Source organism: Endozoicomonas sp. Z74, from assembly GCF_057680865.1.
Genome location: NZ_JBLYZI010000001.1, coordinates 1 through 15,658, shown reverse-complemented (window position 1 = coordinate 15,658; position 15,658 = coordinate 1). Strand labels below are relative to the sequence as shown.

General features: G+C 50.1%; 15 protein-coding genes. 5 read left to right on the top strand and 10 right to left on the bottom strand.

The genetic code is table 11. The annotated features are described in order from the left end of the window. The first annotated feature begins 260 nt into the window (after positions 1-260). Complete coding sequence (locus ACNRUY_RS00075) at positions 261-1,382, top strand: helix-loop-helix domain-containing protein (protein ID WP_488109589.1); 1,122 nt, start codon at positions 261-263, stop codon at positions 1,380-1,382. A gap of 61 nt (positions 1,383-1,443) precedes the next feature. On the opposite strand, the gene ACNRUY_RS00070 is transcribed toward ACNRUY_RS00075, so the two are convergent. Continuing rightward, a complete protein-coding gene (locus ACNRUY_RS00070) occupies positions 1,444-1,995 on the bottom strand; it encodes a 4Fe-4S binding protein (protein ID WP_488109588.1) in 552 nt (183 codons plus the stop codon). 404 nt (positions 1,996-2,399) lie between these two features. Between ACNRUY_RS00070 and ACNRUY_RS00065 the strand changes: the two genes are divergently transcribed. Then, positions 2,400-4,226, top strand: a complete 1,827-nt coding sequence (locus ACNRUY_RS00065) for a baculoviral IAP repeat-containing protein (RefSeq protein WP_488109587.1) — start codon at positions 2,400-2,402, stop codon at positions 4,224-4,226. A gap of 49 nt (positions 4,227-4,275) precedes the next feature. On the opposite strand, the gene ACNRUY_RS00060 is transcribed toward ACNRUY_RS00065, so the two are convergent. Genes ACNRUY_RS00060 through ACNRUY_RS00050 form a run of 3 tightly spaced genes read right to left on the bottom strand, consistent with a single transcriptional unit; the run spans position 4,276 to position 8,201 of the window. Continuing rightward, entirely contained in the window at positions 4,276-5,124 is an 849-nt protein-coding gene (locus ACNRUY_RS00060) for a dimethyl sulfoxide reductase anchor subunit family protein (protein ID WP_488109586.1), read from the bottom strand. Positions 5,125-5,126: 2 nt separating this feature from the next. Beyond that, a complete protein-coding gene (locus ACNRUY_RS00055) occupies positions 5,127-5,747 on the bottom strand; it encodes a DMSO/selenate family reductase complex B subunit (RefSeq protein ID WP_488109585.1) in 621 nt (206 codons plus the stop codon). A gap of 15 nt (positions 5,748-5,762) precedes the next feature. Further along, a complete protein-coding gene (locus tag ACNRUY_RS00050) occupies positions 5,763-8,201 on the bottom strand; it encodes a DMSO/selenate family reductase complex A subunit (protein ID WP_488109584.1) in 2,439 nt (812 codons plus the stop codon). A gap of 379 nt (positions 8,202-8,580) precedes the next feature. Here ACNRUY_RS00050 and ACNRUY_RS00045 point away from each other — a divergent pair, with 379 nt between their 5' ends. Then, positions 8,581-9,021 carry a DUF2541 family protein gene (locus tag ACNRUY_RS00045; RefSeq protein ID WP_488109583.1) on the top strand — a complete coding sequence of 147 codons (441 nt, stop codon included), beginning with the start codon at positions 8,581-8,583 and terminating at the stop codon, positions 9,019-9,021. Here the strand turns inward: ACNRUY_RS00045 and ACNRUY_RS00040 are convergent, their stop codons facing one another. From ACNRUY_RS00040 to rppH, 5 genes are all read right to left on the bottom strand, one after another. Continuing rightward, positions 9,022-9,402 (bottom strand): hypothetical protein, encoded by a 381-nt coding sequence (locus tag ACNRUY_RS00040; RefSeq protein WP_488109582.1) that lies wholly within the window; start codon positions 9,400-9,402, stop codon positions 9,022-9,024. 49 nt (positions 9,403-9,451) lie between these two features. Beyond that, the gene (locus ACNRUY_RS00035; protein ID WP_488109581.1) at positions 9,452-9,883 is read right to left on the bottom strand and encodes a DsrE family protein; all 432 of its coding nucleotides are present in this window, start codon (positions 9,881-9,883) and stop codon (positions 9,452-9,454) included. A gap of 62 nt (positions 9,884-9,945) precedes the next feature. Continuing rightward, positions 9,946-10,299, bottom strand: coding sequence for a DsrE family protein (locus ACNRUY_RS00030; RefSeq protein ID WP_488109580.1), 354 nt, complete (start codon positions 10,297-10,299; stop codon positions 9,946-9,948). Between the two features lie 173 nt (positions 10,300-10,472). Next, positions 10,473-12,746 carry a phosphoenolpyruvate--protein phosphotransferase gene (ptsP, locus tag ACNRUY_RS00025; protein WP_488109692.1) on the bottom strand — a complete coding sequence of 758 codons (2,274 nt, stop codon included), beginning with the start codon at positions 12,744-12,746 and terminating at the stop codon, positions 10,473-10,475. Positions 12,747-12,829: 83 nt separating this feature from the next. Continuing rightward, positions 12,830-13,318, bottom strand: a complete 489-nt coding sequence (rppH, locus tag ACNRUY_RS00020) for an RNA pyrophosphohydrolase (RefSeq protein WP_488109579.1) — start codon at positions 13,316-13,318, stop codon at positions 12,830-12,832. A 525-nt stretch (positions 13,319-13,843) separates the two neighbouring features. Here rppH and ACNRUY_RS00015 point away from each other — a divergent pair. Continuing rightward, positions 13,844-14,500, top strand: a complete 657-nt coding sequence (locus tag ACNRUY_RS00015) for a histidinol-phosphatase (protein WP_488109578.1) — start codon at positions 13,844-13,846, stop codon at positions 14,498-14,500. A 165-nt stretch (positions 14,501-14,665) separates the two neighbouring features. Here ACNRUY_RS00015 and ACNRUY_RS00010 read toward each other — a convergent pair whose 3' ends face one another. Then, positions 14,666-15,265, bottom strand: a complete 600-nt coding sequence (locus tag ACNRUY_RS00010; protein WP_488109577.1) for a hypothetical protein — start codon at positions 15,263-15,265, stop codon at positions 14,666-14,668. A gap of 188 nt (positions 15,266-15,453) precedes the next feature. On the opposite strand from ACNRUY_RS00010, the gene ACNRUY_RS00005 reads away from it, so the two are divergent. Further along, positions 15,454-15,658: transposase family protein (locus tag ACNRUY_RS00005; RefSeq protein WP_488109576.1), on the top strand; the 205-nt coding region annotated here is incomplete at its 3' end.

The following is a 15,658-nucleotide window of genomic DNA, read 5'->3' as shown; positions in this document are numbered from 1 at the left end:
TCCCACCTATACCCTCAACTCAGCAGATACAGCCCATCATTGCATGGGCTGTATCTGCTGAGGAACCCGTAAAGCACCACCAGACGATATAAGCTGATCATACTGAGTCTCAGAATATTCAGTTGATCGTACCTCAAATTCAACTTGCACTGACTCATATCTCTTTCTATTTTTTACCAGCTGACCAGATTCAAGGCAGTTCAACAACGGATCGTTATTCTCACAAATAAAGCAACCATACAAGGTAAACAGTCAGTCAAATGAAGTTATCAACAGTAATACAACCAACTATTGTAAAAGTTGTTTTTCTGCTTATATTATGGCTACCCTACCAGTGTTCTCTGGCCGCCCCACTCTCATTTATTATTACAATCAGTGATTATGAATGGTCCACAAAAGCTCCTGAATTTATCTTAAATGGTGAAAGTCCAGAATCTGTAAGCTTTATGGAGAATTTACTGAAAGCGTTTCCAGAAAATGGTCATTTTAAAATACTTCCTGAAAAACCAACCATCCAGCCCCGCCCTTTCGCCTCTGAATATGCCCAATACCTCTTTCATACCAGTGACGGATATGGATATGAGCTGGCATTGACTCATCAATACGGGCATCAATTAACAGAGAGTCAGTCACAAGCTTCTGTCATTATGGCAATCATTGACTGGATTCGATCAACATTTTGGGACCAAAGTAACAACCATCAACTGAACAAAGTAGCACCTCATCAGAAAGAAACAGCGATTATGCTAATGAACAACCCTAAAGTGGCCAGACAAGAATCCCCTGACTCAGCCACTTATATGTACAATGACCCTCCCGCAGAAAAAAAACAAATAAGAAAACAGCAGAAAACAGTATCAACCCCATCCGATGACGGAGATGGCCACAACCCTTCCCAACTAAAACATAATCAAAACCATAACTGTCCGGCATGCGATGGACAATACTGTAAAGAAGCAAAAAAGAAAAAAAGAAAAAAGACAACATGGGTAAGCCAAACAAGGAGCAAAACAGACCGAAGGTTGCAGGCAAATGAAAGAGAAAGAATGAGAATGCACGAATTAAGAGATGGTTTTTCATTACTTCAGGATCAATTAATTAATTTTGGATTATTGACTCCGCAAACAGCATCAAAAATAAATACTCTTAACATAGCAAGTGACTTTTTCTTTCATCTTGACCATTTCTTACGCCTGCATAAACAGCAGCCTGCAGAAGCAGCACAAACTATATTGTGTACACCAACCCCCACTCAGGAGCACTCGATAACCTGTACAATAAAAGAAGCTGATAGCGAACCTGATCACCCTAAAGAAACAGTGGCTGATAACCAGGAGAAAAACGAACTGAGCACCTCTGATATTGAGGACAATTCAGGGTAAGGGACTGAAAAGCATCAGGATTAGATGAAACATACGATCGAATCCCTCGGGCCTCTCTACACTAAACACCAGATTTTTTTTTCATCACCAACACCCGGCTGTAACAATCCAGGGCACACTGGCCACAACCTGAGCATCGCTCAGTATCGATGGTCAGCTTGTTGTTCTGAGTAAATGTAATGGCACTCTCCGGGCAGACCTCTTCACACAAGTTGCAATAAAGCCCCAGCTCCACCTGGCAACGCCCCATCAGCGTCGGCATGGCCTGCCTTCTAAGGCCTTTATTCCGGTCTATCGCCCCGGTTGGACAGACTTCTGCACACTGACCGCAAAAGTCACAATACCCATGGGCAAGATCTAGGGCAGGCCTGCCTTTCAACATCTCATCCGACTCATCGGACGGACCCAGTACCCGCATCGGACACTGGTCAATGCACTCGCCGCACTGGGTGCAAAGGGCCAGAAAAGCATTATTTTCCAGGGACCAGGGAGGCCTTGGGTGAACACTGACAGGAATGATCGACTCGGTTTTTGGGGCCAGTCGCTGAAAGAAGGCTCTTCTTTCTGGAGAAGCCGGTGAGTGCGGTTCTCGGCTTTGCTCTATTTTGTTCATGGAAATCCAAAGCCCACTTGGAAGGTTGTCTGATCAGGTATTTGCCCTGATACGCCTCTATTATTAGATAGCTTAAAGCAAGCAAAACCCGCCTGGCATTTTACCTTCGCTCAAAAAGTAAAAAAGACGTACATATACCATAACGGTGTTTACTCTCCCACAACCGAAAAACAATCACTGACAAACAACTGAGCTCTATTAAATGTCAGATAGGCATCCATAAATTAAATCAAAAAACCTAACAAACCTGTCTGTTTTACTGACAAGATAAGTAACAGACCGTTCATTCCAATATCAAATCTGTATAATCGATTTCGATTTAAATTAATTGAAAACAGCGACCAGAGGTTAACCCTGTAGGTTTGCTCAGCTCAAAAAAAGCTAAAGGATAAGGAGACTTGGCAATGGATGACAATATTCGCCCCCCCCAACGAGGCTATAATCCACGCGGGGATATTAACCAGCAAAGACCACGACAACCTGGTATTAATGTAGCAGGAACCGGTGCTCCCTATAGCAGCATGACTCCACAGCAGTATTATATGCCTCAACCCGAGAGTTCAAATACCCCGCTCTATCAGACCTCACCTCAATTACACAATCGTTCAAGCCAGTATTCTGCCCCACAGTATCACGTATCTGCTCCAGGCCATGCAAACACTACTGGCTTTGTTAATCAGAATACAAAGAACGCTGGATTTAGCAGCTACAACGCGAGGTTATCAAGTTACGGTAACTTCCCAATTGAGCTAACACAATCACCAGAGACTTTGGCAGAAGCTGGTTTTTCCTACAAAGGTTACAGGGATGCGGTTATTTGCTATCAATGTGGTACTTCACTAGAAAAATGGGAGCCCAGTGATGACCCATGGGTCGAGCATATCCGGTGGAGCGATGGGTGTGATTATGTTCGTCTCGTTAAAGACGATCAATACATTCAGTGGGTGCGCTTAGAGTACGGAAAGCCCCCAGAATTTCAACAACAAAGTTCACCACAATTGCAGCAACACTACCCACAGCCTCAACCAGGTGCTCAATATGGAAGCTTTGCGACAAAGCCCTATGAATCAGCTCAAGGCGAAACAGCCCCTACCAGCGCCCCAAAGCACCCTGAATATGCAACCAAAGAGGAAAGACGGAAAACCTTTAAAAGCTTCCCTCAAAACCTGGAACAAACACCTGATGAGCTCGTAGAAGCAGGCTTGTATCATTTAAATGAAGCCGATCATGTTCGATGTTTCCAGTGTGATGGAGGAATGAAAAACTGGGAGCAAGGCGATAACCCATGGATTGAGCATGCACGCTGGCATCCAAAATGTACCTTTGTAGAAGAGAAACTGGGTAAAACATTTATCGAAACAATACAACAGCTAAACGAAGAAGAAGTTAACCTGAAACAGGAGCTACCAGAAAATTCTACTCAGAATGAAAAATTTTCAGACATCCTTGAAGGCTATAGAAATACGGATCGATACAAAGCACTCAATCAGGGTTATTGTGACTCACAAGAAAGGCTCGATAAAGCTTATATCCACTGGCACTTCAAAAACCCTGAGTCAATAGGAAAGGCACCAGAATATGATAACATCATTGATATTTATGATGATATAACACCTGGAAGCGAAACTGAGCGATTAGTGAATCAGTCTTATATCACTTATCAACAGAAACTCGAGGGAGAAAAAACAAAGGCACAAAATGCTGAAGCGATTCACCGTCATAAACTCAACAATATCCGAACCAGAATGACAGAAGCACTTCTGACAGCAAAGCAGCGAATGGAAGAAAAAGAGAATGAGCAAAGAGTGAGAAACCAGGAAAAAGAAGATGAAGCGCTTGCTCGCCAACTTCAAGCTGAAGAATCCCAGGCTGCTCAGCAGCCTCATGAGGGCGGTGAAGAGCTTGCTCACCAATTTCAGCAGCTACAAGTTCAAGATGAAAACAGGGCAGCAGCGCCTTCTAGCAACGAACGTCAAAATAAAGCTGAACTAAGGGAGAAACATGAGCCACCTCCAGCTCAGGAGCAGCCCCAGGATACCACTGCACTTCAGGATGAGAATGAAAGGCTGAAAGAGGAGAAAATCTGCAAAATCTGCATGGATAGAGATATTAATATCGTCTTTACCCCGTGTGGGCACATGATTTCCTGCGAAACCTGCTCCGGTTCAGTAACAAAATGTCCAATTTGCAGAGCTCATATCAGAGAAAGGGTAAAAACCTTTCGAAGCTAATTGCTTTTGGCACCCTTCTGATAAAAGGGTGCCTGACGCTTTAACGTCATTACATCCCACTGGCAAACAAGTGCAGATCGTAGAAGAAAATACGACCACAGATTTCGCCCACCAGCACCATCAGGGTAGCACCACCCACCAGGCCAACGGAGGTGTTGTTGCCACGGGTAGCCGAGACAACCCAGGCACCCAGTCCGGCAAACAGCAGGGCCAGACGTGCCAGCAGCAGTTGACCGTGGTAGTCCATTAGGCCCAGAGGATTGGCTGGCAGATCCACCTGGCCCAGCCAGAACAGGAACAGAGGGAATCCCACCATGACCACACCCAGTGCCATCAGAGCCAGGGTCGCCAGCGCCCGGTCAGCACTTTTCTGGTAGCTGCCCAGGTGGTCGGACTGACTTCTCAGCAATAGGGCTGCTGCCGGAATACCCAGCACAAAAGCAGGCATCACAAACTGGAAAACGGTCCAGCCGCTGTTCCAGGCAGGCACGGTATCCAGGGTGTAAACATTGGCAATGGCCAACAGCAGCAGTACACCCAGCGCCATAGCCGCCGCCAGCACCAGCTTCTGTAGTGCCGGCAGAATACCCATCAGGGACATGGCTGTGTAAACAAACACCGCCCCACCAAACAGGCTGGTCACCAGAATCTCAACACTCAGGGGGGAGAAGTGCTCAAGCCCGAACATCACATTGATGGCCCGCAGAGGCTGGCCCAAATGGGTCATGGCGGCCGCACCGGCGATGCTCAGCAGAACCAGCACAGGAACCAGGAGTCGGCTCAGTACCGGCTGGCGTCGCTCATCACGGTTGAACATCAACAGACAGGCCAGAACCAGAAACAGCCCAACCGTTCCCTGGGCAATCACGGTAAAGAAGACCAGTGGCAATTCGTGCATGATTACACCTCCCGTACGTTCAGAATACGCCCGGTGCGGTCACCGGAAGGTTTTGCATGGCCATTGGCCTTGACCACCAGGGATGGTACGGTCAGGGATGGATCCGGCAGGGGAGCGATGTCGGCCTTGTTGCCATACTTCTCCCGGAGTTCATCAATAGGGCCGAAGTCCAGGGCACGCAATGGGCAGGACTCAATGCAGATGGGCTTCTTGCCCGCCTCTACCCGGTCATAGCAGCCATCGCATTTGGTCATTACTTTCTTTTCAGCATTAAACTGGGGCGCACCATAAGGGCAGGCCATTTCGCAGTAGCGGCAACCCACACAAACATCGCCGTCTACCACAACCAGCCCATCCTGCTCACGCTTGTGCATGGCCCCTGTAGGGCAGGCCTTGGTACAGGCAGGCTTGGCACAATGGTTACAGCTGATGGAAACGTGATAGGCAAACACGTTCTGGTGATAAGTGCCGTCGTCGTTCTGCACCCAGTTGCCACCACCGTATTCATAAATGCGACGCCAGTTCACGCCGACGTCCAGATCATTCTCATCTTTGCACGACAGCTCACAGGTTTTGCAACCTGTGCATTTGGCCGTGTCCACATAAAATCCAAGTTGAGTCATCGAATCTTACTTCCTTTAGACTTTGGCAATTTCCACCAGGTTGCTGTGCTGTGGGTTGGCTTTGGCCAGAGGCGAAGGCCGCTGCGTGGTCAATGTGTTCATACAGGCACCACGGTCAATACCTTTACGGTCAGGGGCATACCAGCTGCCCTGGCCCATGGCCACCACGCCGGGCATGATCCTTTCAGTCACCTTGGCCTGCACCCGGATTTCTCCCCGGTCATTCCAGACCTTGAGCATGTCGCCGTCTTTGATCTCCCTTTTTTCTGCATCCATCGGGTTTATCCAGACTTCCTGACGACAGGCGTCCTTAATGACATCTACATTGCCATAAGTAGAGTGCGCCCTGGCTTTATAGTGAAAGCCAAACATCTGCAGGGGATATTGGGTGGTTTCCGGAGACTCGTGCCCTTCCCAGGAAGGCACATACTCTGGCAAAGGACGGATCGACTCATCTTCACGAAGCTTCCAGGTAGCGGCAATCTCTGCCAGGCGCTCGGAATAGATCTCTATTTTCCCAGAAGGCGTGCTCAAGGGGTTGGCTTCTGGATCTTTCCGGAAGTCTTTATAAGCCACAATGGGCTCACCGGGGTTCTTCTGTTTGACCACCCCTTCCTTACGGAAAGTGTCAAAGTCTGGCAGCATGGGGTTGTTTTTACGGGCCTCGGCATAAATATGTCGCAGCCAGGCTTCCTGGTCCCGCCCTTCAGTGAACGCCTGCTCAACACCCAGGCGCTGGGCAATTCCAGTGCACATGTCGTAAATTGAACGACATTCATACATTGGGCTGACCGCGGTATCACAGAAAATGGCATAGCCCATGTTGCCGGCACTGCCATTGGGAGCAAAGTCCGGCTGCTCTGCAGCAGTCAGGTCGGGTAGCAGGATATCCGCATAACGGGCACTGGCCGTCATATGGTTATCGATCACCACAATCATTTCGCACTGGGAGTCATCCTGCAGGATCTCGTGGGTACGGTTGGTGTCAGAGTGCTGGTTGATAATGCAGTTGCCTGCATAGTTCCAGATAAACTTGATGGGCTGGCTGAGTCGCTCTGCCCCGCGGATACCATCGGTCTTATCCGTCATTTCCTCATGGCGGTAAATGGCATCGGTCCAGAGGAACATGGGAATGGCGGTTTTTACCGGGTTGGTCAGAGTCGGGAATTTTGCAAAAGGCATGGAGTAACCCGCCTCTCTTGCTCCGGTGCCACCTCCGGCAAGGCCGACATTACCGGTCATTACGGCCAGCATTGCCACCGCACGACAGGCCTGCTCGCCGGTGGTGGTTCTCTGCAGTCCCCATCCTTGCATCACATTACAGGGTTTGGTGGAAGCAATTTCCCGTGCCAGACGAATGATGGTTTTGGCGGGTACTGAGGTGATTCTGGCTGCCCATTCGGGGGTTTTCTCAACCCCATCGGGGCCCTGGCCAAGAATATAAGATTTCCAGGAAGAGCCTCTGGGCGCACTGGCGGGTAGTGAGTCTTCATCGTAACCCACGGTGTAACGGCTGAGGAAGTCGCTGTCCACCAGGTTCTCAGTAATCATCACCCAGGCCATACCGGCAACCAGGGCCGCATCGGTACCAGGGCGGACTGGAACCCACTCATCGTTTTCCCCAAGAGCCGTATCAGTCAACCGTGGATCAAAAGAAATCATCCGGGCATTGCTGCGCTTGCGGGCTTCTGCCAGGTGATAAACGACACCACCACCACTCATACGGGTTTCAGCGGGGTTGTTGCCAAAGTTAACAATCAGTTTGGTATTGGCAATGTCAGAAATGCAGTTGTTTTTGTTGGCTCCAAACAGGTAAGGCATCCCAATGGCAATCTGGGCCGTGCTGTAAGTACCATAGTGATTCAGATAGCCACCCCAGCAGTTCATCAGCCGGGCAATAGGGCTGGCAGCGGGAGGCCAGGATTTGGAAACAGTGCCCCCCAGGGTACCGGTGGCGTAGTTCAGATAGATGGCCTCGTTGCCATATTCTTTTTTAATGCGCTTGAGGTTGTTTGCAATGGTGTCCAGGGCTTCATCCCAGCTGATGCGCTCAAAGCGCCCCTCGCCCCGTTTACCAACCCGCTTCATTGGGTATTTCAGTCGATCAGGATTGTAAACACGCCGACGGAAAGAGCGGCCACGGAGGCAGGCACGAACCTGATGATCCCCATAAATATCCTGGCCGGTATTGTCGGTTTCGGTGTACAAAATGACATCGTCTTTTACCTGATGCCGCAGGACGCAACGGGAACCGCAGTTTACCGTGCAGGAAGACCATACTGACTTGATTTCGTCACTGCCCTCGGAAGCGCTGGGCTGCTCCTTTGCAGCCATGGCCTTTAACGGCAGGGCATTTCCGGCAACCACAGCAGCACTACCCGCTGCGGTCCCCCATTTCATAAACGTTCTTCTTTTGACAGAAGACAGCAAAGCGCTATCCAGAAGCTTTTTCATCGACGATCCCAGTAGAAATCCTGTGAACGGTCATAAGCGGAGAGCGGCCACCACCACAACCAGGAAAATGGCAAATCTGCCAGACAGCAGAGCCAGGTGCCTCCCATCCCTGAGTTTCATAACCACACGAAGGGCTTTAAGGGCGCGAATAATAAAAGATCAGAAATCCATCAACGCCTGACTGAAGTCAATGAAAGCGTTGATTTGCTGCATCTCCCTACGTCAATAAGAACTTGTCATACAAGATGAAATTCAGGGAGACAGGAGATAGCTTTATCCAGCCCTCTGATTTACCTGAGAAACTGGCCTAAGCCCGAGGAACGACTACTATTCAAGGTATTTTGATGGCGGCATTTCCAGAGTAAGAAGGTTCACTGCCATGAGTAACCGTCACTTTTTTTTGCCTCTCATCCTTGCCTGTGTTGCTGTTTTGGTTTCAGTCCATTGTCCTGCCAGGGTTGAGTGGGTGGAGCTTGGCTCTGCCAGAGCCACCCTCAGTGGGGAAAAAGTCATTATTTACCCTGCTTCCAGTGCCACTTACGAGAAAGTGCGCTTCCATGTAACGGATGGCAACATCAGTATACGCAACGCCAGAATTTATTTTGACAAGGGAAGGGTAGTGAACTTCAGCATTCAAAAAATGATACGAGGGGATCACGATGGTACAGGGGGCGGCAACTCACGCTCTCTACACCTGACCGGCCGCCAGCAGAGTTCCATAAAAAAAGTGGAGATTTTCTACAGCCTTGAGCATCTGTTTAACCCAGCCAGAGACGCAAGAATCTATCTGATGGGCATCCCCGGCCGAACTGGCAGCTGACTACCAGTGCCAGACTTGTTGATAGTTGTCCAGACAAGCTGCCAATTCTACGCGACTGATCCTGCTGACCCCTTCCACAGTAGCCCCCTCCTCAATCCCTCTCTCAGACAGATCTTCCGACAGAACAAAAACCCGACATCCTTTTTCCATCAGATCGAGAACATCTCCAGCCAGATCCGGTGGTTGGTTCTGGGGAAGGCCTCCAATGTTTAATCCTGTAGCATCCTGCGCCATCACTGCATAGTTCACCGCACTTCCCTGCAATACCACATCCAGTTCCGCACCAGCGCCTTTCAGGGCATGGCTCAACCAGACGACAGTATCATCCTGCTCTTCCAGTGTGGCACGATAGGCGGTTTCAATAATATTTAATATTCTCACGGGCGCTTTCTCCACAAACGTTTTCTCCTGCAGGGACTCCTGCCAGAGATCAGCGAGTCGGAATCACCAATGTGTTATCTGACTCACAGGCAAACCTCAGAAAATCAGAAGGGCTACCCCTGTTAACTCCGTCAATACTTTCATCCATCCCCCGCTCATCCACACAGAGCCCGCAATTCACCCACTCCAGCCTTCCACCGTTTTCAGTCACCAATGACTGAAGCCCTTTAATCCATTTTCTGGGCAGGGGGTGATCTTCGTCTTCAATATCCCGACCGTGCACCGCATTGGCATGGGGCCTCTGTTTTGAAAAAGGCAGGCCAACAGCCCCTTCATAGGCAAACACCTTCAGGTGGTAACCCCTTCTTGCGGCAATATCGAGTAAACGAAAGGCAGTGGCGGTTCTGGCACTTTCAAAGGGAGCGTCCATCAATGCAAACGTCAGCACTTTCCTTTTGCCCTGGACTGGATTTTCTGACATCACAAACCCTCTTTCATTTTGGGAGAGATATCACCTCTCACGGAAACACCTCAGAGCTGTTACTAGTTCCAGAGTACCTTGCTGCCTGAAGCCAGCTGATCAACAACGATGTCCAGAGGAGACTCTGTCACCCCCTCCGCAAGGCTATCTGAACTGATCCCCCTCTCCCGAAGAGAAAAATCATCCACCAGTAACTCAACACCACAGCCGGACAGCTTCTTAAGGCTTTCAGCCACTGCCGGACAGCGGCGGGTCATAAAAACGGCGTTCTGCACCAGAAACAGAATGACATCATGACCTTTCCCTGCCAGTTCGCAGGCAAGATCATGAAAATAGCGACAGTTACTGTCAAAAGGGTCACGGGAGTCAATCAGCAGGTAACCGGACATATCACTCTTTCCCCATGCTTTTCCCATCCCCAGCCCTGCCAACAACCCATCATTCTGTTCAATGAAAGGTTTTCAATGGAGGATCGCGTAAGGGATATGAATGTTTACAAATCAGGTTGTGCAGCAAACCGTCAGGGAAGGATAGTTAAGCGAAGAGCGTTCTGCTCAATCATTTTCAATGACTTTTTCAAGAACAGGAATTAAAACCGGCGGCTCTTGATGCCCAGCACCTTACCCATGCCTTCCCGGCACAGGGCCAGTTCCAGAGAGCTGCGAATCACCTGGGGGTTATCGTGTTTCATCAGGTCAGACAGGATTTTTTTTGCACCGTCCATGGTAATACGACGAAGTACCCATTTCACTTTCAGCAGATTGACCGCACTCATGGACAGCATATCAAAGCCCATGGCCATCAACAGAACTGCAGCGGCAGGATCACCGGCCATTTCACCGCAAATACCCACCGTTTTGCCTTCTCTGTGAGCATCGTCCACCACCCGCTGGAGGGCATGAAGAACCGCCGGATGGAATGAGTGATAGAGATCAGAAACCCTGGGATTGTTGCGGTCAACAGCCAACAGATACTGCACAAGATCATTGGAGCCTATGGAGAGAAAATCCACTCTCTGTGCCAGATCCTTGACCATATAAACCGCAGCGGGCACCTCCACCATAACCCCTACCGGGGGCATTACCACCGGAAGGCCTTCGCTCAGCACTTCTGCGTGGGCCCGGTGGATCAGGTGCAAAGCCTCTTCCACTTCAAATACGCTGGAAATCATGGGCAGCATAATGCGCAGATTATCCAGCCCGACACTGGCCTTAAGCATCGCCCGGACCTGTACCAGGAAAATTTCAGGGTGGTCCAGCGTCACCCGTATTCCTCGCCAGCCAAGAAAAGGGTTGTCTTCCTTGATGGGGAAATAGGTCAGGGATTTATCCCCACCAATATCCAGGGTTCTCATGGTCACGGGCCTGGGTGCAAACGCTTCCAGTTGCTGGCGGTAAATGGTTTCCTGTTCCGATTCACTGGGAAAACGGTCCCGGATCATGAAAGGAACCTCAGTGCGATAAAGACCCACCCCCTCAGCGCCTCTGTCCAGGGAACGAACCGCGTCGGTCATCAGCCCGGTATTGACCCAGAGGGGAATCCGGTAGTTATCCGGTGTGATACAGGGCAACTCACTGATGGCCTCCAGGCCTTCACTGAACTCCTGCTCCTCTTCGACAACGGCCGTGTAGTAATCCAGCAGCTCCTGAGTAGGCGAGGAATACACCAGCCCAAGGTTGCCATCCACAATCAGCGTTTTTCCGGACAGTTTTTGAAAAGGAAGGTCAACGGCTCCCATCACCGTTGGAATACCGAGCGCCCTGGCCAGAATCGCTACGTGGGAGTTGCTGGAGCCCTGAACCGAGACCAGACCGGCCAGGGCGTTATGGGGAACCTCCCCCAGCATCACAGGTGACAGCTCCTCACTGATCAGAATGGTATTTTCCGGGTAATCCACTTCACTGTGACTGCTCTTCTGAAGATAGGAAAGCACCCTCCGCCCCAGGTCCCGGACATCCGATGCCCGCTCCCGGAGATAGGCATCATCCATCATTTCAAAGTGACAGATATGCTCATCAATCACTTGCCTGAGAGCACCCTGAGCCCAGAGACCTTTCTCAATTCTTTCCCGGATTTCCTGACCCAGGGCCTGATCGTCCAGCATGCGAAGATAGACATCAAACAACGCCTGCTCTTCTGCGGGAAGACGTCCTGATAATTTCGCAGCGGTCTGCTTCAAATCCACCCGCACCGAGTCCAGCGCCTGCTCGAGCAACTCCAGCTCTTTACCAATATCCTTGCATTCACGATCAGGAACAGACCCAAGATCCGCCGGCGGCGCCACCACAACCGCTTCTCCTATAGCAACGCCAGTAGCACCGGCACTGCCCTGAAAGCGGGCGATTTTTAACGGCCGATGGCCTCCTGAAACATTGAGGGAACCGGTTGCCTCAGCATGAGCAATGACACCCGCCAGCTGGGCTGACATGGTGACCAGAAACGCTTCCTCATGCTCATCAAAACGGCGGCGATCTTCCTGCTGAACCACCAGAACCCCAAGGGTATTGCGGTGGTGAATAATAGGAACCCCAAGAAAAGAGTGGTAACGCTCCTCACCGGTTTCCTGAATGTACCGATATTTCGGGTGAGCGGCGGCATCTTCAAGATTAATAGGCTCTTCCCGCAGGCCAACCTGACCCACCAGGCCTTCAGAATGAGAGAGTCTGACCTGCCCCACGGCTCCGGGATTAAGCCCCTCAGAAGCCATCAGAGTGTAAGTGGAATTTTCCGGATCAAAGAGGTAAACCGAGCAGACTTCAGTGCGCATGGCACCCCGCACCCGCCGCACAATAATATCCAGTGCAGCCTGGAGGTCCGAGGCCGAACTGACTTCCTGAACAATTGTGCGCAGGGTGTTCAACATGTCTGTCACATACCCTCTGGTTTCAGGCCCGGAATAACCGAGCCCCCTGGCCTGTCACAGAGTTCCAGGCCGTTTCTGCATTGTTATCCATTAGCCTGCAGTTTTCCTACCCTTGGCACAAGTTCTTTCAGAGCCCGGCGATAGACTTCACGCTTGAATGAAACTACCTGACCCAGTGGGTACCAGTAACTCACCCAGCGCCACCCATCAAACTCCGGTGAAGGAGTATGGTCAACCCTGATACGGTCATCACTGCTTTGCAGCTGCAGAAGAAACCATTTCTGCTTCTGCCCGATGCACAGCGGATGCTGATCTCTGCGGATCAGCCTCCGGGGCAGACGATAGCGAAGCCAGCCACGGGTGCACCCAAGGATATCGACATCTTCCGGCTGAAGACCGATTTCCTCATAGAGCTCCCTGTACATAGCTTCTTCTGGCGTTTCCCCGTCATTAATACCACCCTGAGGAAACTGCCAGGCATCCTGCCTGATCCGCCGCGCCCACAATACCTGACCGTGATGATTTGCAAGGATAATGCCTACATTTGGCCTGAACCCATCTAAGTCAATCACGTATATGGCTACCTTAGGAGCCACCTTGAAAAATTGCGAATGTCAAAGCAGGGCAAACCACCATGAACAAAACACACAGCTCACCCCACACCATGGAAATGGCAATATCGTCATGGTAACAAAGCATCTCCCCCATTTCCGGGGGAAGCCCTGTCTTTCCGGCAGCATTCTTCCGATAAAAACACCGTTAAACCGCTTCAGGAGACAACACTGACAGGCGCAACCACTTCTTGGCAGCTTCATAAACTAATTCTTGTAATGCATTGTTTCATAAACGGGGGCAGCACAGCAAACAGGACGAAGCGGCTACTGCCAGTCTCTCCCGGGAGATTGGCAACCCGTCCTGCGAAACAAAACGGTAACCGGAAAAGTATTACAATCAAGCTGGCAGATAATCCTGTTATCCGCCAGAATAGCCGACTAAAGCGGGATCCTATGACTGGATAACGGGCGCATCCTGCTGAGTTAGCAGACTTTCCGGGATGCCTTCCAATAAAGAGAAGAGAAACAAAGAGGGGGAAACCCGTGGCGCTTGCAATCTTCGACCTGGATAATACCCTGATCGCCGGTGACAGCGATTATCTCTGGGGTGAGTTCATGGCCGCCAACGGCCTTGTTAATGAACAGAAGTACCGGGAAGGCAACGACTACTTTTACCAGCAGTATGAGCAGGGCACCCTGGATATTCATGAATACCTGGACTTCTGCCTGGAGCCACTGACCCGGTTCTCACTGGAAGAACTGAAGGAATGGCATGATCGCTTCATGTCAGAATCCATCCGCCCGATTATGCTGGAAAAAGCCCATGAACGGATTGCCCAGCACCGGAAAAAAGGCGACCACATCATGATCATCACCGCCACCAGCCGCTTTGTAACCGAGCCCATCGCCCGGGAGCTCCAGGTAGATACTCTGCTGGCCATTGAACCGGAAATCCGCGACAGCCGGTATACCGGCGCTATTGTTGGCACTCCTACCTACCAGGAAGGAAAGGTGATCCGTTTGCAACAGTGGCTTGAGGAAAACCCGGCTCACTCCCTCAAGGGGAGCCATTTCTACAGCGACTCCCAAAACGACCTGCCTCTGCTTCAACAGGTTGACCACCCAGTGGCAGTGGATCCGGACCCGGAACTTGAGAAGGCGGCCCTGAATAATGGCTGGCCGGTGATCAGTTTTCGATAAGAAGCATTCAAGGTATCCCTGCCTGAGGCAGGGGTACCTCAAAAAGAAAAGACGGTTCCACTTCTCCCACCAAAGGCAGACCTCTTTTAATGTTGTGTGCTGGAATATTCGTGATGTGGCAGAATACCCGGTAACTGTTCAATACTTGCCGAAAAAACCTGAGATTCAGATACTCTTTGGAATGGGTGCTGAACCTGTGGGCGCTGTTCGAGCAGCAGAATGCTCTGGCATTTTTTCCGTAAAAGCCTTCAGCTTTGAATGATATTCCTTACCTTTCCATCTGGATTTAGCTGCCTGGCTAGCATTGGTCACTTTCCTCCGGATTTCAAGAAACTCTTTCCACTCTTCATAATTTAAACAGCTACCTTCAATGATTTCTGGTTTACTTCTGCGGATGCGCTTACCATTTAAATGGACTATAAACTCAGCAATCCTTCTGTTAGACAACTTTATATTTTCCCCCTCTTCTCTATAGCAAGGGACTCTTTTCTCAACATCATCTACAGATAGAGCATTATTATCCGGCATGGATTCCAAAACCATCTTCAGTTGATCCCCCGCTTCTTCTTCAAGTTTGCTTATCTCTATTTTTCTGTTATCCCTACTATTCTGAGCTGAAGTTCGATTACTCTGCATTCTGCGCTTCCGCTTTTGTTCATCGGTCATTCCCTTCAATCGCTTTCGGGTTTGTTTACTCTGAGGCTCAACACAACCCAACTCCGGTATATCCGTACTGGCCGGGTCAGAGCCATCTATAGCCGACATTTCAATTTCCCTTGACGGGTATAGAGTCCACAGAGGCTTTATTCCCATACCTGATATCAAAACAGACCTTGGATTTTTATCCACAGAATGAGAGGTCTCACCCTTACCATCAGGGCAAAAACATGATCACCAATTGAACAGCGCCATCAAGAAACAGCCTGTATAATCAGGGTTTTTCCTGTCTTTCGATGTCTGCAAAAGCCCTGTTTTCCAAATTCTCCTCGCTCACTGATAAGCGAGACCCTAAAAAAACCACACATGTACTGGCTGAGGTTATGTTCATGTCTGTTTGTGCCATTCTTTGCGGTGCCGACGACTGGAACAGCATTCGCCTGTTTGCTGAACATAAAGAGGGTTGGTTTCGTAAACACTTGACGCTACCCGGTGGAATTC

Excerpts from the sequence above, each read along its gene's own strand:
- ACNRUY_RS00075 (WP_488109589.1), top strand. The coding sequence starts at position 261 with ATGAAGTTATCAACAGTAATACAACCAACTATTGTAAAAGTTGTTTTT.
- ACNRUY_RS00070 (WP_488109588.1), bottom strand. The coding sequence starts at position 1,995 with ATGAACAAAATAGAGCAAAGCCGAGAACCGCACTCACCGGCTTCTCCA.
- ACNRUY_RS00065 (WP_488109587.1), top strand. The coding sequence starts at position 2,400 with ATGGATGACAATATTCGCCCCCCCCAACGAGGCTATAATCCACGCGGG.
- ACNRUY_RS00060 (WP_488109586.1), bottom strand. The coding sequence starts at position 5,124 with ATGCACGAATTGCCACTGGTCTTCTTTACCGTGATTGCCCAGGGAACG.
- ACNRUY_RS00055 (WP_488109585.1), bottom strand. The coding sequence starts at position 5,747 with ATGACTCAACTTGGATTTTATGTGGACACGGCCAAATGCACAGGTTGC.
- ACNRUY_RS00050 (WP_488109584.1), bottom strand. The coding sequence starts at position 8,201 with ATGAAAAAGCTTCTGGATAGCGCTTTGCTGTCTTCTGTCAAAAGAAGA.
- ACNRUY_RS00045 (WP_488109583.1), top strand. The coding sequence starts at position 8,581 with ATGAGTAACCGTCACTTTTTTTTGCCTCTCATCCTTGCCTGTGTTGCT.
- ACNRUY_RS00035 (WP_488109581.1), bottom strand. The coding sequence starts at position 9,883 with ATGTCAGAAAATCCAGTCCAGGGCAAAAGGAAAGTGCTGACGTTTGCA.
- ACNRUY_RS00030 (WP_488109580.1), bottom strand. The coding sequence starts at position 10,299 with ATGGGAAAAGCATGGGGAAAGAGTGATATGTCCGGTTACCTGCTGATT.
- ptsP (WP_488109692.1), bottom strand. The coding sequence starts at position 12,746 with ATGTTGAACACCCTGCGCACAATTGTTCAGGAAGTCAGTTCGGCCTCG.
- ACNRUY_RS00010 (WP_488109577.1), bottom strand. The coding sequence starts at position 15,265 with ATGTCGGCTATAGATGGCTCTGACCCGGCCAGTACGGATATACCGGAG.